Raw genomic sequence first — 18,646 nt, 5'->3', positions numbered from 1 at the left:
CCGTTAGCGTTGTATGCCCGTCGTCCGTGCTTTGCGGTATGCGGCGGGTGAGTTTCCTGTCCACTGCTTAAAGGCCCGGCTGAAACAGGCCAAATCTTCAAAGCCCAGTGTGTCGGCAATCATGGTTAATGGCCGTGAACCGTGGGTTAATGCCTGAACAGCATAATCGCGCCGAAACTCATCCTTTACGGCTTGAAAGTGCGTGCCTTCCTGATGTAGCCGCCGGGATAATGTGCGTACGGACATATGCATGGCGTCTGCCACATGAGCCACTGTTCCTGATGCCGGCAAATGTCGCTTTAAGTGCTCGCGTACTCGATGGGATAGCAACTGCTCTTCAAAAGAGACATAAAACCAGTCGGCGGGGGCCCGTTGCAAAAATGCACTCAGGTGTTGTTTGGTTTGACGGATAGGATGCTTCAAGAGTGATGGGTCAAATGACATCGCCGTTTGAGGTTGGTTGAAACGTACTTTACCAGGGTGGAAATATAGATAATCGGCGTTGTATGGCGGCGGCGCATAGCTGCACTCCATCAGCAGTGGAGGAATTTTGCGCGCAATCATCCATGAAGCTATGCCGTGAAATAGTTTTAACATCAACTCATGGATCAGTACCCGGCTACCTTGTAATGATGCATGTTCGACAAGTGCCATACGAGCCAAGCCATTGTTAATGGAAAACGTGTAGCCAAAATCATCCAACAGAATACGGAAGAACTGTGTATAGCGGTGTAGGGCGATATGTAGAGTGGGGGCTTCCAGCAAACTCAAACAGAGCAGTTTTAACGTACCGCAGCGCAACGGTCGGGAAAAAAAGCGCGGTGTCTCATCGTCTAAGTCTTGTGCTATCAGGCGGTAGAGTTCGGCAAACTGCTCAACTGTCACCCGGCCATTGGGAGCACTCAGCAAAAAGGGTGAAATCCCCGCCAGTTCCAGATAGCGGATATGTGACGGCGAGGTGCCCGGTAATCCGCAAAATAGTTCCTTAACGAAGTGCATCGAAACAGTCACGCTCACAGAGCACCTACCCGAAAGACGTCGTGTATTGTTGTTGAATTATCTGATGACGTTAGCACGAAGTGAGGTTGGCCTCTACAAGGTTCCCCCTCTACGGCAGTCCATGCGTTACACTGTGCGCCTCACGACGAAGGAGGATACTGCGTGACCTTGTTACGACTCGAACAGTTGCAACTCGCCTACGGCACCCAAGTACTGCTGAACCGCGCCGACCTCACGGTTGAAAAAGGCGAACGGCTGGCGCTGGTCGGGCGCAACGGCACCGGTAAATCGACCCTGCTAAAGCTGGTGGCAGGCGACATACAAGCCGACGATGGTTCGATTTGGCGTGCTCCAGGCTTAAAAATCGGCGTGTTAGCTCAGGAACTACCCGAATCCTCAGGGATGACCATTTTTGATATGGTCGCGCAGGGATTACCAGAGGCAGGAGAGTTACTTTCTGAGTATCAGCACTTAATCAACGACCCCAACCCCAATATGCAGTGTATGGCGACGTTGCAGACCCGTATCGAAGCTATTGATGGCTGGTCGTTTCACCAACGGATTGACGTTGTGCTGACCCGTTTGGGATTGCCGCCTGAGACTGAAATGAGCTCGCTTTCAGGTGGCTGGCGTCGCCGTGTTGCGCTGGCACGGGCGCTGGTCTCTAAGCCTGATTTGCTGCTTCTTGATGAGCCGACCAACCATTTGGATCTGGACACGATCGCATGGTTGGAAGAGCAGCTTCTGGCGTTTAATGGCGCGGTGCTGCTGATTACTCACGACCGGGCGTTCCTGTCGAAGCTGGCCACCAACATCCTTGAGCTTGACCGGGGCAAGCTTGGCCGTTACCCCGGTAACTATGCCGAGTACCAGGCCCGTAAGCAGCATGAGTTGGAAGTGGAAGCGCGGGAAAACGCGGAATTTGATAAAAAGCTCGCCCAGGAAGAAACCTGGATACGCCAGGGTATTAAAGCACGACGTACCCGTAATGAAGGCCGGGTGCGTGCTTTGGAAGCGATGCGCAACGAGCGCAGCCAGCGGCGTGAGCGCCAAGGCACCGCTAATCTGACGGTGGATAGCGGCGAACGAACCGGTAAGCGGGTGGTCGAGCTAAAAGGAGTGACCCAGCGCTTTGGTGATGAGGTGATTCTGCGCAATGTCAATCTTGAAGTAATGCGCGGTGACCGCATTGGTTTCCTGGGTCGTAACGGGGCGGGTAAAACAACACTGCTGAAAATTCTGTTGGGTGAACTGACGCCGACAGAAGGCAGTGTTCAGTTGGGCACCAACTTGAAAGTGGCTTACTTCGACCAACTGCGAGCCGGGCTGGAACCAGAAAAAACGGTCTATGACAACGTGGCACAGGGCAGTGACCGTGTAAGCGTTGGTGGCAGAGACCGCCATGTTATGAGCTATCTTCAAGACTTTCTGTTCACACCGGATCGTGTCCGCCAGCCGGTGAAGGCACTCTCAGGGGGCGAATCGAACCGCTTGTTGTTAGCCAAGCTATTTACGCAACCTGCTAATGTGCTGGTGCTGGATGAGCCAACCAACGACCTGGACATGGAAACCCTGGAGCTGCTTGAAGAGTTGTTGCTGGACTTTGACGGCACTTTGCTGCTGGTCTCCCACGACCGGACCTTTATGGATAACGTGGTCACCAGCATGCTGGCGTTTGAAGGGCAAGGCTGTGTGCGTGAGTACGTTGGGGGCTATACTGACTGGATTCGCCAGGGTGGTAAACTACCGCCTGCACCATGGGAAGGTGCCGCACGCCAGCAAACTGAGCCAACCAGTGCTCCTGCGGAAAAATCTCCGGAAAGCGCTCCTGCCGAACCCACTAAAAAAGCTGTTAAGCTTTCGTATAAACTGCAGCGGGAATTGGATGCACTGCCTGCTGAGATTGAGCGGCTGGAAAGTGAAGTTGAAACGTTAGAGCAAGAGATGGGTGACCCCGCGTTTTACCAGCAGGAGGCCGGTGTTGTCACTTCCAGGTTGCAAGCGTTGGAAAAGGTTCAAAAGACGCTGGACGAAGCAATGGAGCGTTGGATGGAATTGGAAGCAATGGCAAATGGTGAGTAGCACCGGGTAAGGCAAGGGCGTCCGCATGGACGCCCTTGGGGTGTAACGAACGTGGGTGTAGTAACGAACGACAGGGAGCCGAATCACTCGTCGCTTTTTTCGCCTTTCTTACCAACGCGGACTGCCAGAACATCGCACTGTGCACCATGGAGCACGCCAGTCGATGTAGAGCCAAGCAGAAGCGCAAAGCCATGCCGTCCATGGGAGCCGACAACGATGAGATCAACGTTGTGCTCATCTGCAAACCGATGGATTTCAGTATCCGGCATGCCTACTACAACATGCTGGTCGGCTTCTGGGACATGGGGAGCCGCAATTTCGGCAAGGCGTTTTTTAGCGTGGTCATCCAGCTGATCCTGGATGCTGGTGAGATCCATAGGGATATCGCCGCCGTAAGCGAATCCTAGTGGCTCAAGGGTATGCATAATAGAGATTTTGGCGCTGTCGTTACGTTCTGCAACTGCGATAGCACGTTCCAGAATCTTATGTGAGTCTTTGGTTAAGTCAACGGCTACCAGAATATGGTGATAGCTCATGGCCTTATCTCCTTAGCGATAATTAACAAAGAAAAACTTTGTTAGATGACTTTTACTTTAGGCTGCACGCGTAATCTTAACAACGATCTATATCATGGTTTCTTCAGGTTGTTAACGAGGTTTGTCCGAAATAGGGTGCCATCACGATGGAATGGTTAATTATTGTTTTTATTTTAATGTTTGTTATTGCACCGGTGATGTGGCTCAAGCCAAGCCCTCAACAAAAGCGCCATATGTCCCTGCGTGAGAGTGCACGAAAACAAGGGGTTACCGTTAAAATGGAAAAACCACCGTTGCATAATTTTCGCGGCACCATGCCTGCTTATCGTTGGAACTATCCCCAGGAAGCGCCAGGCCCAACGTTCGTGCTGTTGAGGGAAGGAAATGCCAGCGCGGCACTGGAACCCTACCATGCAGGATGGCGGTGGCGTATTGCACCTTTACGACCGTTGCCCAGGGAAGCAACGGCTCCTTTCAAGGCACTTTTGGAGCGCCTGCCGCAAGATGCGGTGGTGATTGAATCCACTCCCTACTCGTTAACACTATGGTGGTGGGAATCACAAACCGCCGAGCGCTTTACCACTTACCTGGGTGACTTTCAGCAACTAAAAGGAGCGCTCAGCGGTTTATCTGACCAGCCAGTTGGCAAGCCGATGTCTCTACCTAATATGGCGAGACGCAGTTAACAGTGTCACATACCGGGGTTGTCCTGATCCCGCGCCTGGATGGCTAAACCGTTGGTTTCGATCAACGAAAGCCACTGATCAAGTTGCTGAAGGTCATGTTCACTTAGTCCTTCCAGTATCTCTTTGCGGGCCTGCTGAACGATATTATCAATTTGTTCAAGCAGCGGCATGGCGGCAGGTGTCAGATAAATGCGTTTACTGCGACGGTCATTATCGCAGGCCCTGCGTTCTACCAGGCCCTGCTCCTCAAGCTGCCCAAGAGTGCGTACTAACGAAGGAGCCTCGACACCAATCGCCCGAGCGAGATCGCATTGGGGGTTGCCCTCACCAAGTTTCCATAGATGGTAGAGCGTGACCCATCTGGTTTGTGTTAACCCCAGCGGGGCGAGCCTCCGGTCGAGAATTGAGCGCCACAAATGTGGCAAGCGTGCAATTCGAAATCCAATTGATGAAGCCATAAGCAGATTGCTACCAGTAAGAGTTAATGGTCGAATTGTCATGAGCTGGACCGATGAATGCAAGGTGTTCGTTTATTCGCTAGGTTCTGGTTCATCGGAGGTGCCGCTTCCCCCTGGAATAAATCGGCGTAGGTTGAGTCCGCTTAAGCCGCTCGGCTGGATCTCGCCATCAGCCCGCGATGCCAGCTGTGGGTCATCAGATACCGTGAAGCGGATCAGTCCCACTCGTTGGCCGCTATCGGTCATGATATCGATACGCCAGTCACCAGCAGGATTCGCTGGAAAATTCTGTTTATAGCTCCAGGCCCGGTAGCCCTGTTCACGCCCACCATTAATGGTCAGTTCCACGGTATCCATGGGTGTACCGTTATAATGCCAGGCATGATAAACCGTTTCGCTTAAACCACGTGGCGCACGTATGGCGGTGTAAACATACAAACCATTGGCCCGAAGTGCCTCTGGGGTTAGGGCAATCGACCCTTGTGGTTCGCGTTGCTGAATATCGAATGACGGTGAGAGTGCACTGCTGGTCATCCATAAGCTTGCTGGCGGCACCCAAATCCGGCCAAGCCATGCAATATAAGCCAGTACAACCGTTAGCCCAAAAAAGGCACACCAACGCTTCAGCGACCGTTTTTTCAGTAAATGCCAGAAGCTGGGTAAAGCCACCAGTATGGTTAAGATCAGTGCTAAGAGCAGGCTTTGTCCTGTCGTCAGATGAAGCATGATCGGTAGGATCACCAACAGCACTAAAAAAACGCACTGAGCGTGGAACATAAAGTAAAGGCTGCGCCAGTGGCCTGCGAGCTTGAAGTAAAGCGGATCAATAATCGAAAGTGCCGCCATACCCACTACCAGCAAGGCAAACAGTGTTTGGCCGCTGTTCCACACGGTGGTAACCAAAATGAACGGCAGGGTAAAGAAAAGCGTTTCCTGATGGATCATTTGTGCAATGAATGTCGTTACACCCCGTGGCAGCGTAGGGTGCCCGCGTCTTGCAAGCCAGCGGCCAATCAGGCTTTCAGATAGCAGCAGCAACCATGCGAAGAGCAGCCCAAGCGCTAACACCACACCCAGCCATTGCTGACGATCAACCAGAAAAAAACTACCCAGGCCTGCGGCGAATGCCATGGGTGGCCACATCCAACTCCAGGGCTTTAAGCGCTCGACTAAGCGCTCAACTCGCTGCTGTAGTGATGCAATGCGCGAAGGGGTAAGCAAGGAGTCCATAGCATAATAACTCATCATCTAAAAAAACATGATCGTTGGGTTTGGGTCCAAAGTCGATGAGCAGCCGCAATTAAGGCCAATATCCAGACGTTGGTACTGAACGTAGATTCAGAGGGTTAGTCATAGCGGTCAGGCATGTTAGCCGAAAGTCAGGGCTTGACGTAGTGGAGTAACTCAACCAAGCTTACGCAATCAAACGACCGTATGAAATGCGTGGCAGGCCCTTCATGTAGTGCCGGCCCGAACTTGTGGAGAGAGCGCGAATGATCTATCAAGGCAACGCCATCACGGTGGAGCGTCGTGACACCCAGGGTGGTAATGACATCGCAGTGCTCACTTTTGATTTGAAAGGTGAGTCTGTCAATAAACTTTCCAGTGATGTAGTGGCAGAGCTGGGGGAAGCAGTCAATGCACTTCAGGCAGAAAGTGGTCTGCAAGGATTGGCCATCGGCAGCGGTAAAGATGCCTTTATTGTGGGTGCCGATATCACTGAGTTCCATGGCCTGTTTGATAAAGGTGAAGAGTACCTGGTTGAGATGAATCTGAAGGTACACGATATCTTCAATGCCATTGAAGACCTGCCTTTCCCAACGGTGACAGCGATTAACGGTTTGGCGTTGGGTGGCGGTTGTGAGGTGCTGCTAACCACTGACTTTCGGGTTATGAGTGAAAAAGCCAAAATTGGCTTGCCCGAAACCAAGCTGGGCATCCTGCCTGGGTGGGGGGGCTGCGTACGTTTACCCCGGTTGATTGGTGCTGATAATGCCATTGAGTGGATTGCCGGGGGAACCGAAAACCGTGCCGGTGCAGCGCTGAAGGTCGGGGCGGTGGATGCGGTTGTCACTCATGAACAGCTTGAAGAAGCGGCTCTCGACATCCTGGATCGCGCTAACGCAGGTGAGCTTGACTATCATATTCGCCGCGAAGAAAAGAAATCCCCTCTGAAGCTGAACGCGATTGAGCAAATGATGGCGTTCGAAACTGCCAAAGGCTATGTGGCAGGTAAAGCTGGCCCTCACTATCCTGCTCCGGTTGAAGCAATCAAAGTAATTCAGAAAGGTGCTGGCGAAACCCGAGGACGTGCTCAAGCCATTGAAGCCAAGGCGTTTGCCAAGCTGGCGCTTAGTAGCGTTGCGTTTAATCTGGTCGGATTGTTCCTTAATGATCAGGTTGTTAAGAAAAAAGGTAGTAAATACGAAAAACAGGCACAGCCGGTTAATCAGACCGCCGTGCTGGGGGCCGGTATCATGGGTGGTGGTATTGCCTACCAGAGTGCCTCAAAAGGCACCCCCATCCTGATGAAAGATATCAAAGATGAAGCGATTGAACTGGGGTTAAAAGAAGCCCGCAAATTATTTACCAAGCAGGTAGAGCGTAAAAAGCTGACGACCGAGCAGATGACGGAAAAACTGACCAATATTCGCCCCACGCTCTCTTACGGTGATTTTGGCAATGTTGATTTGGTCGTTGAAGCTGTCGTAGAGAATCCCAGTGTTAAAGATGCGGTACTCACTGAAGTAGAGGGCATGGTAAGTGAAAACACCATCCTCACCTCTAATACGTCAACGATCTCAATTAATCGTCTGGCCAAGAACCTCAAGCGCCCCGAAAACTTCTGCGGCATGCACTTCTTTAATCCAGTGCATCGCATGCCACTGGTGGAAGTTATTCGCGGTGAGAAAAGCTCGGATGCGGCCGTAGCGGCGACCGTGGCTTATGCCCGTGCCATGGGTAAAACCCCCATTGTGGTCAATGACTGCCCAGGCTTCCTGGTGAACCGCGTGCTGTTCCCCTATTTCGGTGGTTTCAGTTTCCTGGTGGAACAGGGGGCTGATTTCCAGCGCGTAGATAAGGTGATGGAAAAATTTGGTTGGCCAATGGGGCCTGCCTATTTACTGGATGTAGTCGGTATGGACACGGCGGTACATGCCAATGACGTCATGGCTGAGGGCTTCCCTGACCGAATGGCCCGCGATGGCAAAACCGCTATTCAGGTGATGTACGATAACAAGCGCCTGGGCCAGAAGAGTGACAAAGGCTTCTACGCCTACGAAGAAGATAAAAAGGGTAAGCCCAAGAAAGTCAGTGATGAGCAAGCCTATGCGCTGGTGAAAGAGGTAGTTAAGGAGCAGCAAGAGTTCTCCGATGAAGACATCATTGCCCGCATGATGGTGCCGCTGTGCCTGGAAACCGTTCGCTGCCTGGAAGACGGCATCGTGGATACTCCTGCCGAAGCCGATATGGCGCTGATTTATGGTATCGGCTTCCCTCCGTTCCGTGGTGGTGCGTTGCGCTACATTGATGCCATGGGGGCTGCTGAGTTTGTAGCGCTGGCTGACCGCCTGGCAGAGGAGTTAGGGCCGCTGTATGCGCCGACCGACAAGTTGCGTCAAATGGCTCAGAATAACGAGCATTTTTACGCGAATACCACGGCAGGCAATCAGGCCTGAGTCACCACGCATAGGAGAAATATGATGAGTTTGAATCCGAGAGATATCGTGGTGGTCGACGGTGTACGTACCGCCATGGCAAAAGCCAAAAATGGTGCGTTTCGTAATGTGCGCGCCGAAAACTTATCCGCGGCGGTCATGCAGGCGCTGTTTGACCGTAACGCTAATCTGGACCCGTCAGAAGTTGACGATGTGATCTGGGGGTGTGTCAACCAGACACTTGAGCAGTCGATGAACATTGCCCGAAACGCTGCCATCATGACCGGCATTCCGCGTTCAGTGCCTGCGCAGACAGTTAACCGCCTATGTGGCTCCTCCATGACAGCGCTGCACATTGCTGCTGCAAATATTAAAGCTGGCATGGGGGATTTCTTTGTTATCGGCGGGGTAGAGCACATGGAGCATGTGCCCATGGCTCATGGGGTGGATGTAAACCCCTCTGCCAGCAAGTATGCCGCCAAGGCAGCCATGATGATGGGGCTGACTGCTGAGCTACTGGGTAAAATGCACGGCATTTCCCGCGAAGATCAGGACAAGTTTGGCGTACGTTCTCATCAGCGCGCTCAGGCAGCGATGGAGAAGGGCTATTTTGACAACGAAATTATTGGCGTTGAAGGGCACGATCAGCGCGGCTTTAAGGTCATGGTGAAAAATGACGAGGTCATTCGTGCTGATGCCAGCCTGGAATCCATGGCGAACCTGAAGCCGGTATTTGACCCACGCAATGGCACCGTTACCGCAGGTACCTCCTCGGCACTGTCGGTGGGCGCCTCCGCCATGGCGGTGATGAGCTATGAACGTGCCCAGGCGCTGGGGCTTGAGCCGATAGCCAAAGTGCTCTCAACCGGTGTGGCGGGCTGTGATGCCTCTATCATGGGCTACGGCCCGGTACCCGCCTCCAAAAAAGCGCTCAAAGCGGCTGGGTTGTCCGCAGCGGATATTCAAACTGTTGAGCTGAATGAGGCGTTTGCAGCCCAAGGCTTACCTGTCTTGAAAGATCTCGGCCTTCTGGATGCCATGGAAGAAAAAGTCAATCTTAATGGTGGCGCTATCGCCCTGGGGCACCCGCTGGGTTGCTCAGGGTCGCGAATTTGCACCACGCTGCTTAATGTTATGCAGCAGCGCGATACCACTCTCGGCCTTGCCACCATGTGTATCGGCATGGGGCAAGGGGTGGCGACCGTATTTGAGCGACTGAAATAAGCACTACACTGACGCAAAAAAACGGCACCTACATGGTCCTGAGACTGCTGACAAAGTAGATAAGTGGTTTCGAGTAACCCTATGCGGGGGCGCTGCGAACCCATCCGTGGGCGCTACTTTCGCCATCTGACCGCCATGGATGGCGGAAATGCCGGGAACTATCTTCCGGCCCTGGCGAAAGACCCCCGCTACGAGTTACTCGATACTATGCCAAGAAGCAGGGAAAAGGGTTTGTCTTCAATCCGCGGCACCTACGTGGTGCCGTTTCGTATGTAAGAGGGTTTAAAACAGCCCGTTATCCAGCCCGGCTGCCATATACAAACCCAGCTCCTCCACCTGGGTAATAAACTCCTCACGCCATTCTCCACGCAGGGTTACTGGCGGTTGTATCCAACGCCAGCGTAACCCGGTCACAATGCTTTCCACTGCCCGTCGCGAACCGGTGCCATCCAACCCCGCGCGAATATATAGTGCGCAGGGCAGTCCCTGTTTTTTTTCCAGTACGTGGTAATAACTGCGGTCGAAGAAGTCCTTAAGCGCACCGCTCATATAGCCCAGGTTTTCAGGGGTGCCGAGTAATATCCCATCGCAGGTGAGAATATCCTCTGTCCCGGCTTCCAGTGGAGACTTCACCACGCACGTTACCTGCTCAATGGCATCATTTTCTGCACCACGCAGCGCCGCATCACGGAGTGTTTGGGTATTCGCTGAAGGAGCATGGGCGACGATTAATAAACGTTTCATTTCCAAAAGCCTAATGAGTGGCGGTTGCAGCGAATGAGAGAAGTGCCACACTGGTAGTCAGAACCACTATGAGAGCCTATATGCCGGATGATGCCTCTATCAATGTTTTCTACGATGCCGTCTGCCCTGGCTGTCGTAAAGATCGCCGCCGCTTCGAGCGCTGGGCAGGTCATCGTGCACAGGGGATAAAGTGGTGCGATGTGAGTGAGCATCAGCAGCTGTTGCGCCAAAAAGGCGTGGCCCCTGAAGCGGCGCTACGTTCACTGCACATCGAAAAAGCCGATGGTCGTATGATCGAAGGGATCGATGCGTACCGGCTTTTAATGGCGCGTATTCCGGTATTACTACCTGTTGCCTGGATAATTGGTTTACCGGGGATTAAAAGCGGGTTGCGTTGGTATTATGATTGTTGGGTTAAACAGCGCTTGAAGCGGGAAGGGCGTTGGTCTGAATAAGTTGGGATATCTAAGATAGGGAATTTATCGCATGAAGCAACAGGCCAAATGGGTGGGGCGCGTGGGTGTTTGCTTGTTAACGGCAACATTAGCGGGGTGCGCGGGTCAGTCAGCGCCATCTTCCATACCTGAGTCCGCTCAGCAAACGCCGCTCTCTGTGGAACCCCAGGCAGCAACCGGCATCCAGCCCAGCCCGGTAGGTCGTCCATCAGCAACTGACTGGGTTCCTCCACTGTTTGCCAGCCCGGAAGAGAAAGCCGCTTATTATGTCAGTCGGCTCGCCGACAGGCGTTTTGTATCAAGCTATGGTGGCAGTGATAACCCGCGTATCTGGTACATTGCCGCTGAGCGACTGGGCCAAATAGGCATGCCGGCAGTGCCACTGCTGTTTGCACGCCTGAACACCCATGATGACTACGAGTTGATGCTCGCACTTTATGCACTTCAGCTTGCAACACAGGATCCTCTGCTGACGGTGCAAACCCGCGGTGATTATATTCAGCTCAACACGGTACTGGATCCTGGCGCGAACGCTGAAAACCTGCGCCTTGCTCAGGAGTGGTGGCAGCAGCACTCAGCGCTACTGAATTAGCGCTGCGTGGGAAGTGCCGTCGATAATGAGGCTTTAAGCACCGATATTCGCAAGTCACGTATTGGCAACTTAGGAGAACGATATGGCATTTGCACTATCCTCACTGCAAGTCACCAGTAGTGCGTTTGGCAACCACGACGCTATTCCGGCCAGGTATACAGGCGAGGGCGAGGATATATCCCCGGCACTTGCCTGGCAGGATGTGCCAGAGGGCACCAAAGGATTCGCCGTGGTGTGCCACGACCCGGATGCGCCATTGGTAAAAGAGGGAAGTTATGGTTTTGTCCATTGGGTGCTTTACAACCTGCCCGGAGAGTTAAGGGAGGTAACAGAAAAAACGGCTGTGGGGACTGCGGGAACAAATGATTTCGGCAAGCAGAGCTACGGTGGCCCCATGCCACCAGAAGGCCATGGCAAACACTTATATTACTTCTGGGTACTCGCTTTGGATCATCAAACGGCACTGCCTGCAGGCTTGACACTCCCTGAACTGCTCAAGGAAGTGGAGCCGCATCTGCTTGGCATGAACCGCCTCGTAGGCACCTATCAACGTAACTGATTTCAGCGTTTGGCTGGACTTTTTGTTTAACCCGTGTAGGCTCCATCGTTTTCTTAGCCTGCGATGGAGTCTTCGATGAGCGATCTGCCAAATTGTCCCGCTTGCGCCTCGGAATTTACCTACGATGATGGCCTGCAATATGTTTGCCCGGAGTGCGGTAATGAGTGGTCTAAAGTAGAAGAGAGCACGGCAGATGAGCAGTCCGGTATCCGCGATGCCAATGGCAATATGCTGGCCGATGGCGATACGGTGACTGTGATTAAGGACTTGAAGGTAAAAGGAAGCTCGCTAGTGGTAAAAGTGGGCACCAAAGTTAAAAATATTCGCCTGGTGAGTGGCGATCACGATATCGATTGTAAAATAGACGGTATCGGCCCTATGAAGCTGAAATCTGAATTCGTTAAAAAAGCGTAAAGCCCTACCGCCTAAAAGCCTGCGAACCCCACGCAGGCTTTTTTTGTGCTTCGTCTTCGATAGTTATCCTAAATGATAATGATTGCATTTTTTGATGGCATCAGTCGCGAACGTGCAACGAAAATGCTCAATTTGATAACGATTTTGCGTAAGGGCTTCACATCAATTTTATACAGGACTAAAATGGTACCCAATTAGCGGTCAGGCCCAATGCAACGCACAATGGAGTTCACATGCTCAAGCTTTCCCGGCTGACAGACTATGCAGCAGTGGTAATGGCGCAAATTGCCCGCCATCCCCATGCATCGCATGCGGCAGCTGAGCTGGCTGAGGCGGTGCAGCTACCGCACCCCACGGTAAGCAAAACGCTCAAAATGCTGGTGAGAGCAGGGTTGCTGGAGTCACAGCGTGGCGCTCAAGGGGGCTATCGTTTGGCACGGCCTGCTTCCCAAATTACGGCAGCTGACATTATTTCAGCAATTGAAGGACCCGTGGCGATGACGGAGTGTAGCCAGGCCGAAGGCGATTGCGAGCTGGCGGCTACCTGTGGCGTGGCGGATAACTGGCAGCGCGTGTCGCTGGCCATCCGCACGCTATTAGAAAGTGTCACGCTGGCGCATCTGGCGGATACCGCACCGATCAAACTGCCGGTTCAACTGCCGATTCAAACTATCAGCCTGTCGGCTGCGTCTGCTTAATCAGCGCAATTATCAGGCTTTAATCCCAATTGACGGCGAGCTAGCCTCGCCACCCAACTGCCCGGAGGGTATCACCATGGCAAGCGAAGAAATGGAACAGTTGGTTCGTCGCGATTACAAAGAAGGCTTTGTAACAGATATCGAGAGCGACACCTTGCCACCTGGCCTGGATGAAAACACCATTGCCTTTATTTCGAACAAGAAAGGCGAGCCGGAATGGATGCTGGAGTGGCGTTTGGACGCTTACCGTCAGTGGCTGAAAATGCAGGAGCCTTCCTGGGCGCACCTGGATTACCCGCCGATTGATTATCAGGCAATCTCTTACTTCAGCGCTCCCAAACGTCCAGAGGACCGCCCGCAAAGCCTGGATGAAGTGGACCCCAAGCTGCTGGAAACCTATGAAAAGCTGGGGATCCCACTGCATGAACGTGCTGCTCTGGCAGGGGTTGCAGTGGATGCCGTATTTGACTCTGTATCTGTCGCCACCACGTTTAAGAAGCAGCTTGCGGAAGCGGGCGTCATTTTCTGCTCTATTTCAGAGGCGATCCGCGACTACCCCGACCTGATCAAGCAGTACCTGGGTACCGTGGTCCCTGTGGCTGACAACTATTTCGCTGCCCTCAACTCCGCCGTGTTTACCGATGGCTCGTTCGTTTTCGTGCCCGAAGGCGTGACGTGCCCCATGGAGTTGTCCACCTATTTCCGTATTAATGCCGCCAATACCGGTCAGTTTGAGCGTACCCTGATTATCTGTGAGAGCCGCGCTCAGGTCTCTTATCTGGAAGGCTGTACTGCCCCGATGCGTGATGAAAACCAACTTCACGCAGCGGTAGTGGAACTTGTGGCGTTGGATGATGCGTATATCAAGTACTCCACCGTACAGAACTGGTACCCAGGGGATGAGGATGGCAAAGGCGGTATCTACAACTTTGTTACCAAGCGGGGTGAGTGCCGTGGTGAGCGCGCACGCATAAGCTGGACCCAGGTGGAAACCGGCTCCGCCATTACCTGGAAGTACCCCTCCTGCATACTGCGCGGCAAAGACAGTATTGGTGAGTTCTACTCCGTGGCAGTGACGAATGGCCGTCAGCAGGCCGATACCGGTACCAAAATGATCCATATCGGTGAAGGCACACGCTCCTATATCGTTGCCAAAGGTATTTCGGCGGGCAAAAGCGACCAATCCTATCGTGGCCTGGTGAAAATTGGCCCTCGCGCCAAAGGTGCACGTAACTTCACCCAATGCGATTCACTGCTGATTGGTGATAAGTGCGGAGCCCATACGTTCCCCTACCAGGAAATTGGCAATAGCACGGCCACCATCGAGCACGAAGCCACTACATCCAAAATTGGCGAAGATCAGCTGTTTTATTGCCAGAGCCGCGGTATTTCTGAAGAGGATGCGGTCAGCATGATTGTTAATGGTTTCTGTAAGGATGTGTTCCAGGAGCTGCCGATGGAGTTCGCTGTTGAAGCCGAAGCGCTGCTGAACGTCACGCTGGAAGGCGCCGTAGGCTAACAAAGTCTTTAATTATCAGACAACTTTATACGCGCGTCGCGACAGCGACCCGAAGCATTTAAAAGGCTATCACTATGTTGCAAGTTAACGATTTACACGTCACCGTCGAAGGCAAAGAGATTCTGAAAGGCCTGACACTCACCATTAATGCAGGTGAAGTGCATGCCATCATGGGTCCTAACGGCGCGGGTAAATCCACCTTATCGGCAGTTATTGCGGGTAAAGATGGTTACGAAGTCACCCAGGGCAGTATTACTTTTGAAGGTCAGAATGTGCTGGAAATGGAAATCGAAGAGCGCGCCCAGGCGGGCTTGCTACTTGGCTTTCAGTATCCGGTCGAGATTCCGGGGGTAAAGAATATTTACCTGCTGAAATCAGCACTTAATGCCCAGCGCGCTGCTCGTGGTGAAGGTGAAATGCCTGCGCCGGAGTTTATGAAACTGGTGAAAGAGAAGCTTGGCTTTATGAAAATGGATGCCAGTTTCCTGCAGCGTGCGGTGAACGAAGGCTTCTCCGGTGGTGAAAAGAAGCGTAACGAAATCCTGCAAATGCTAGTACTTCAACCGAAGCTGGCAATGCTCGACGAAATCGATTCCGGGCTGGATATCGACGCCATGAAGGTGGTCGCCGATGGTGTCAATAGCCTGCGTGCTGAAGAACGCGCCATCCTGTTGGTGACTCACTACCAGCGTCTGCTTGATTACATCGTGCCAGATAAAGTCCATGTTCTGGTGGATGGTCGCATCGTGAAAACCGGTGACGCCGAACTTGCCAAAGAGTTGGAAGCCAACGGTTACGAAGGTATCGAGGAGTCCGTGGCATGAGCGATACGCAAACGTTTTTGGACACGCTGAAAGCGCGTAGCCAACAGCGCGGCGCTGAGCCTACCTGGATTGCCGCGCGCCGTCAGGCGGGTGCCGCCCGTTTTGAAGCAATGGGCTTTCCAACACGTCGTGATGAAGAGTGGAAATATACGGACGTGCGCAGTATTGCCCAGGGTAACTTTGCTCTGGCTGATAACGCGGAGTTTTCGCAAGCGTCCGCAGCAGCGCTGACATTGCCCCTTGATGCCTATCGCCTGACCTTTGTGAATGGCGTCTATTCGGCAGCTTTGTCTAACCTGGATGGCCTGCCCGATAGCGTTCAGGTAATGCCGCTCTCCAAGGCGCTTACCGATAATCATGAAGCTGTTGGCGGACCACTGGGCCGCTTGACAGGTGTGGATTTCTCTACGTTTGCGGCCCTAAACACAGCGTTTATGGAAGAGGGCGCAGTGGTTCGTATCGCGCCGGGCACTGTGGTGGACAAACCGATTCTGCTGCAGTTTCTCTCTCGGGAAGGTGCGCCGGTGATGAGTCATCCGCGTATTTTGGTGGAAGTGGCCGGCCGCAGCGAAGCTACCTTGATAGAGCACTACGCCGGGCAAGCCGATGCGGCTAATTTCACCAATGTTGTGGCGGAGTTGATGTTGGATCGTGGTGCGATTCTGAATCACTACAAACTTCAGGAAGCGCCACTGGGTGATATGCACGTGGCCAGCATCCATGTCGAGCAGAGTCGCGACAGCCGCTATAGCTCCTATAACCTGAATCTTGGTGGGGCATTGGTGCGTAACGACCTGATCAGCGACCTGAATGGGCAGGGTGCCGAAACCAATTTCTATGGATTGTTCTTCGGACAGGGGCGCCAGCATGTGGATAACCACACCAAGGTAAACCACAATGCGCCGCTGACGTTCTCCAACGAGAACTACAAGGGCATTCTGGATGACCGCGCCCACGGCGTATTTAATGGCAAGGTGTACGTGAAGCGCGACAGCCAGAAAATTGAAGGTTTCCAGAGTAATCAGAACCTGCTCCTGTCGGACCGTGCTCACATTGACGCCAAGCCAGAGCTTGAGATCTACGCCGACGATGTTAAGTGTTCCCACGGCACTACAACGGGGCAACTGGATGAAGAAGCCATCTACGCGCTGCGTACCCGTGGCATTGATGAGGCTACCGCCCGCGGGTTATTAACCCTGGCGTTTGCTGGGGAAGTGCTGGAGCAAGTGGCGCTTGACGCGATTGCCGAGCGGGTCGAACTGGCGGTGGCGGGTAAACTGCCTGAGCGCTTCAATCTGGCAGGATTGGTGGAAGCAGCCGTTGCGCTCAACGATTAATTCAGGAGTCATCAATGCCACATACCGTGATTGAGAAGCCTTTGGCGCGTAGCAGCGCCCCTTATGATGTGGCCGCTGTGCGCGAAGACTTCCCGGTGTTGCGCCGTGAAGTGCATGGTAAGCCGCTAATTTATCTGGATAATGCAGCGACGAGCCAAACGCCTCGCCAGGTAATCGAGGTATTTAGCGACTACTATTCTCGCTATAACGCTAATATACACCGTGGGCTGCATACGCTGGCTGATGAAGCCACGGCAGCTTTTGAAGGGACACGGCATCGGGTTAAGGCGTTTCTCAATGCGGAAGATGCACGTCAAGTCATCTTTACCCGTGGCACCACGGAAGCCATCAATCTGGTGGTTCAGAGCTGGGGGAGGAGTCAATTAGCGGCTGGCGATGAAGTCTTGATTTCCATGTTGGAGCACCACTCCAATATTGTTCCCTGGCAGCTGCTGGCGGCTGAGCGCGGATTTACCATCAAGGTAATTCCTGTCGATGAGCAGGGGGCTCTGGATATGGTGGCCTATCGTGAGCTGCTTGGTGAGCGAACCAGGCTGGTGGCGGTTAACCATGTGTCCAATGCCTTCGGCACCATCAACCCGGTGAAAGAGATGGCAGCACTTGCCCATCAGCATGGCGCGTTAATGCTGGTGGATGGCGCTCAGGCAGCTCCTCATCAGTTGGTTGATGTGCAGGCTATCGATGCCGATTTTTATGCCTTCTCTGGACATAAAGTTTATGGGCCTACCGGTGTTGGTGTGCTGTATGGAAAACAAGCCTTGTTAGAGGCGATGCCGCCCTGGCAGGGGGGCGGCGAGATGATTAAAGCCGTTTCCTTTGATTCAGGCACGACCTTCGCTGACATTCCGCATAAGTTTGAGGCGGGTACGCCTGCCATCGCGGAAGTGATCGCATTGGGTAGGGCGCTTGAGTGGGTAGAAAGTATCGGCGTTGAGTCCATCGGTGCCTGGGAGCATCGATTGCTTGAGCACGCCACACAGGCAGTTAGCCAGGTGGAAGGGCTGCGTATTCTCGGTACTGCCCCGCATAAAGCGGGTGTGCTCTCCTTTATCGTGGATGGGGCGCACTCCCAGGACATCGGCCTGTTAATTGACCAACTGGGCGTTGCTATCCGTACCGGACATCACTGTGCACAGCCGCTGTTACATCATTTTGGTGTGGATGCCACGTGCCGTGCCTCGTTTGCCGCGTATAATACCCTCGAAGAAGTGGATGCGTTTGTCGCAGCGCTCAATCGTGTGATTGGTATGGTGCGTTAAGGAAGCTTATGGATATCGAGCAAGTCGCGAGCCTCGAGCGAGGTCAGAAGTTGCCGCTCCAGCGCGATGTAGAGGCGATTGCCATTCCGTTTGGTAAAACGGAAACCTTGGCAGAAGATAGTGTAGTGAGTGTCATGCAGGCCAAGGGCAGCTCGGTAAGTGTTGGCTTTGAAGGGCGTCTCTACCTTATTGAGGGCCGCAACCTGGATGCCCTGGGGCTTGAACCTTTACCGCGTCCTACGCTGCCGGAAAGTGCCAGCGATGAAGAGATCGAGCAGTTTGTATGGGATCAGCTGCGCACCTGTTTCGATCCGGAGATACCGGTTAATATTGTGGATCTTGGGCTGGTATATGGATGCCGTATTGAGCGCTTGATCAGCGGCGAGCGAATAGTCACCATTCGGATGACGCTCACTGCGCCAGGTTGCGGTATGGGGGATGTGATTGCTGCTGATGCACGCAATAAGATTTTAGGCGCGCCGCAAATCAATAAGGTGCACACCGAGATTGTCTTTAGTCCGCCCTGGAGCCGTGACATGATGAGCGACGAGGCCAAGCTTGAGCTCGGCATGTTCTAACC

The 18,646-nt window shown here is 53.2% G+C and carries 19 protein-coding genes; 14 read left to right on the top strand and 5 right to left on the bottom strand.

All coding sequences use genetic code 11. The features are described 5' to 3' along the window. Nucleotides 1-3 precede the first annotated feature (3 nt). On the bottom strand, nucleotides 4-1,017 hold the full coding sequence (locus tag HP566_RS13010; RefSeq protein ID WP_249977694.1) for an AraC family transcriptional regulator: 1,014 nt from the start codon (nucleotides 1,015-1,017) through the stop codon (nucleotides 4-6). 144 nt (nucleotides 1,018-1,161) lie between these two features. Here HP566_RS13010 and HP566_RS13005 point away from each other — a divergent pair, with 144 nt between their 5' ends. Then, nucleotides 1,162-3,081 (top strand): ATP-binding cassette domain-containing protein, encoded by a 1,920-nt coding sequence (locus HP566_RS13005; RefSeq protein WP_249977693.1) that lies wholly within the window; start codon nucleotides 1,162-1,164, stop codon nucleotides 3,079-3,081. Nucleotides 3,082-3,164: 83 nt separating this feature from the next. On the opposite strand, the gene HP566_RS13000 is transcribed toward HP566_RS13005, so the two are convergent. Beyond that, nucleotides 3,165-3,617: a universal stress protein gene (locus HP566_RS13000; RefSeq protein WP_249977692.1), complete on the bottom strand. Its 453-nt coding sequence runs from the start codon at nucleotides 3,615-3,617 to the stop codon at nucleotides 3,165-3,167. Nucleotides 3,618-3,763: 146 nt separating this feature from the next. Here HP566_RS13000 and HP566_RS12995 point away from each other — a divergent pair, with 146 nt between their 5' ends. Beyond that, nucleotides 3,764-4,303 carry a preprotein translocase subunit YajC gene (locus HP566_RS12995; RefSeq protein WP_249977691.1) on the top strand — a complete coding sequence of 180 codons (540 nt, stop codon included), beginning with the start codon at nucleotides 3,764-3,766 and terminating at the stop codon, nucleotides 4,301-4,303. A gap of 5 nt (nucleotides 4,304-4,308) precedes the next feature. Here HP566_RS12995 and slyA read toward each other — a convergent pair whose 3' ends face one another. Together slyA and HP566_RS12985 are read right to left on the bottom strand one after the other, a co-directional pair. Then, complete coding sequence (gene slyA, locus HP566_RS12990; protein WP_249977690.1) at nucleotides 4,309-4,761, bottom strand: transcriptional regulator SlyA; 453 nt, start codon at nucleotides 4,759-4,761, stop codon at nucleotides 4,309-4,311. Between the two features lie 72 nt (nucleotides 4,762-4,833). After that, nucleotides 4,834-5,991 (bottom strand): DUF5924 family protein, encoded by a 1,158-nt coding sequence (locus tag HP566_RS12985; RefSeq protein ID WP_249977689.1) that lies wholly within the window; start codon nucleotides 5,989-5,991, stop codon nucleotides 4,834-4,836. A gap of 263 nt (nucleotides 5,992-6,254) precedes the next feature. Between HP566_RS12985 and fadB the strand changes: the two genes are divergently transcribed. Together fadB and fadA are read left to right on the top strand one after the other, a co-directional pair. Beyond that, nucleotides 6,255-8,441: a fatty acid oxidation complex subunit alpha FadB gene (gene fadB, locus HP566_RS12980; protein WP_249977688.1), complete on the top strand. Its 2,187-nt coding sequence runs from the start codon at nucleotides 6,255-6,257 to the stop codon at nucleotides 8,439-8,441. Nucleotides 8,442-8,465: 24 nt separating this feature from the next. Beyond that, a complete protein-coding gene (gene fadA / locus HP566_RS12975; RefSeq protein ID WP_249977687.1) occupies nucleotides 8,466-9,644 on the top strand; it encodes an acetyl-CoA C-acyltransferase FadA in 1,179 nt (392 codons plus the stop codon). 282 nt (nucleotides 9,645-9,926) lie between these two features. Here the strand turns inward: fadA and HP566_RS12970 are convergent, their stop codons facing one another. Then, complete coding sequence (locus tag HP566_RS12970) at nucleotides 9,927-10,388, bottom strand: flavodoxin family protein (protein WP_249977686.1); 462 nt, start codon at nucleotides 10,386-10,388, stop codon at nucleotides 9,927-9,929. A gap of 80 nt (nucleotides 10,389-10,468) precedes the next feature. Here HP566_RS12970 and HP566_RS12965 point away from each other — a divergent pair, with 80 nt between their 5' ends. The 10 genes from HP566_RS12965 to sufT all read left to right on the top strand — a co-directional run bounded on the left by HP566_RS12965 (nucleotide 10,469) and on the right by sufT (nucleotide 18,644). After that, nucleotides 10,469-10,843: a thiol-disulfide oxidoreductase DCC family protein gene (locus HP566_RS12965; protein ID WP_249977685.1), complete on the top strand. Its 375-nt coding sequence runs from the start codon at nucleotides 10,469-10,471 to the stop codon at nucleotides 10,841-10,843. Nucleotides 10,844-10,874: 31 nt separating this feature from the next. Then, entirely contained in the window at nucleotides 10,875-11,435 is a 561-nt protein-coding gene (locus HP566_RS12960) for a hypothetical protein (RefSeq protein ID WP_249977684.1), read from the top strand. An 82-nt stretch (nucleotides 11,436-11,517) separates the two neighbouring features. Next, entirely contained in the window at nucleotides 11,518-11,994 is a 477-nt protein-coding gene (locus HP566_RS12955) for a YbhB/YbcL family Raf kinase inhibitor-like protein (RefSeq protein ID WP_249977683.1), read from the top strand. A gap of 75 nt (nucleotides 11,995-12,069) precedes the next feature. Beyond that, a complete protein-coding gene (locus HP566_RS12950) occupies nucleotides 12,070-12,408 on the top strand; it encodes a zinc ribbon domain-containing protein YjdM (RefSeq protein ID WP_249977682.1) in 339 nt (112 codons plus the stop codon). Between the two features lie 233 nt (nucleotides 12,409-12,641). Then, on the top strand, nucleotides 12,642-13,106 hold the full coding sequence (locus HP566_RS12945) for an SUF system Fe-S cluster assembly regulator (protein WP_249977681.1): 465 nt from the start codon (nucleotides 12,642-12,644) through the stop codon (nucleotides 13,104-13,106). Between the two features lie 76 nt (nucleotides 13,107-13,182). Then, the gene (gene sufB / locus HP566_RS12940) at nucleotides 13,183-14,625 is read left to right on the top strand and encodes a Fe-S cluster assembly protein SufB (protein WP_249977680.1); all 1,443 of its coding nucleotides are present in this window, start codon (nucleotides 13,183-13,185) and stop codon (nucleotides 14,623-14,625) included. Nucleotides 14,626-14,699: 74 nt separating this feature from the next. Continuing rightward, a complete protein-coding gene (gene sufC, locus HP566_RS12935) occupies nucleotides 14,700-15,449 on the top strand; it encodes a Fe-S cluster assembly ATPase SufC (RefSeq protein WP_249977679.1) in 750 nt (249 codons plus the stop codon). Beyond that, entirely contained in the window at nucleotides 15,446-16,786 is a 1,341-nt protein-coding gene (sufD, locus tag HP566_RS12930; protein WP_249977678.1) for a Fe-S cluster assembly protein SufD, read from the top strand. Before sufC ends, sufD begins: the two co-directional genes overlap by 4 nt. A gap of 14 nt (nucleotides 16,787-16,800) precedes the next feature. After that, nucleotides 16,801-18,066 carry a cysteine desulfurase gene (locus tag HP566_RS12925; protein WP_249977677.1) on the top strand — a complete coding sequence of 422 codons (1,266 nt, stop codon included), beginning with the start codon at nucleotides 16,801-16,803 and terminating at the stop codon, nucleotides 18,064-18,066. A gap of 8 nt (nucleotides 18,067-18,074) precedes the next feature. Further along, nucleotides 18,075-18,644, top strand: a complete 570-nt coding sequence (sufT, locus tag HP566_RS12920) for a putative Fe-S cluster assembly protein SufT (protein WP_249977676.1) — start codon at nucleotides 18,075-18,077, stop codon at nucleotides 18,642-18,644. Nucleotides 18,645-18,646: the final 2 nt, after the last annotated feature.

Source organism: Vreelandella olivaria (assembly GCF_023507745.1).
In the GTDB taxonomy this organism is placed as follows: domain Bacteria; phylum Pseudomonadota; class Gammaproteobacteria; order Pseudomonadales; family Halomonadaceae; genus Vreelandella; species Vreelandella olivaria_A.
Note: the sequence above shows the minus strand (reverse complement) of the source record. Positions and strands in the feature narration are given on the sequence as shown.

What these genes read in the sequence shown, in the direction of transcription:
- HP566_RS12955 (WP_249977683.1), top strand. Translation starts at nt 11,518, where the DNA reads ATGGCATTTGCACTATCCTCACTGCAAGTCACCAGTAGTGCGTTTGGC.
- HP566_RS13000 (WP_249977692.1), bottom strand. Translation starts at nt 3,617, where the DNA reads ATGAGCTATCACCATATTCTGGTAGCCGTTGACTTAACCAAAGACTCA.
- sufB (WP_249977680.1), top strand. Translation starts at nt 13,183, where the DNA reads ATGGCAAGCGAAGAAATGGAACAGTTGGTTCGTCGCGATTACAAAGAA.
- fadA (WP_249977687.1), top strand. Translation starts at nt 8,466, where the DNA reads ATGAGTTTGAATCCGAGAGATATCGTGGTGGTCGACGGTGTACGTACC.
- sufD (WP_249977678.1), top strand. Translation starts at nt 15,446, where the DNA reads ATGAGCGATACGCAAACGTTTTTGGACACGCTGAAAGCGCGTAGCCAA.
- sufC (WP_249977679.1), top strand. Translation starts at nt 14,700, where the DNA reads ATGTTGCAAGTTAACGATTTACACGTCACCGTCGAAGGCAAAGAGATT.
- HP566_RS12945 (WP_249977681.1), top strand. Translation starts at nt 12,642, where the DNA reads ATGCTCAAGCTTTCCCGGCTGACAGACTATGCAGCAGTGGTAATGGCG.
- sufT (WP_249977676.1), top strand. Translation starts at nt 18,075, where the DNA reads ATGGATATCGAGCAAGTCGCGAGCCTCGAGCGAGGTCAGAAGTTGCCG.
- HP566_RS12970 (WP_249977686.1), bottom strand. Translation starts at nt 10,388, where the DNA reads ATGAAACGTTTATTAATCGTCGCCCATGCTCCTTCAGCGAATACCCAA.
- HP566_RS12960 (WP_249977684.1), top strand. Translation starts at nt 10,875, where the DNA reads ATGAAGCAACAGGCCAAATGGGTGGGGCGCGTGGGTGTTTGCTTGTTA.
- HP566_RS12985 (WP_249977689.1), bottom strand. Translation starts at nt 5,991, where the DNA reads ATGGACTCCTTGCTTACCCCTTCGCGCATTGCATCACTACAGCAGCGA.
- HP566_RS12925 (WP_249977677.1), top strand. Translation starts at nt 16,801, where the DNA reads ATGCCACATACCGTGATTGAGAAGCCTTTGGCGCGTAGCAGCGCCCCT.
- HP566_RS12965 (WP_249977685.1), top strand. Translation starts at nt 10,469, where the DNA reads ATGCCGGATGATGCCTCTATCAATGTTTTCTACGATGCCGTCTGCCCT.
- fadB (WP_249977688.1), top strand. Translation starts at nt 6,255, where the DNA reads ATGATCTATCAAGGCAACGCCATCACGGTGGAGCGTCGTGACACCCAG.
- HP566_RS12950 (WP_249977682.1), top strand. Translation starts at nt 12,070, where the DNA reads ATGAGCGATCTGCCAAATTGTCCCGCTTGCGCCTCGGAATTTACCTAC.
- HP566_RS12995 (WP_249977691.1), top strand. Translation starts at nt 3,764, where the DNA reads ATGGAATGGTTAATTATTGTTTTTATTTTAATGTTTGTTATTGCACCG.
- slyA (WP_249977690.1), bottom strand. Translation starts at nt 4,761, where the DNA reads ATGGCTTCATCAATTGGATTTCGAATTGCACGCTTGCCACATTTGTGG.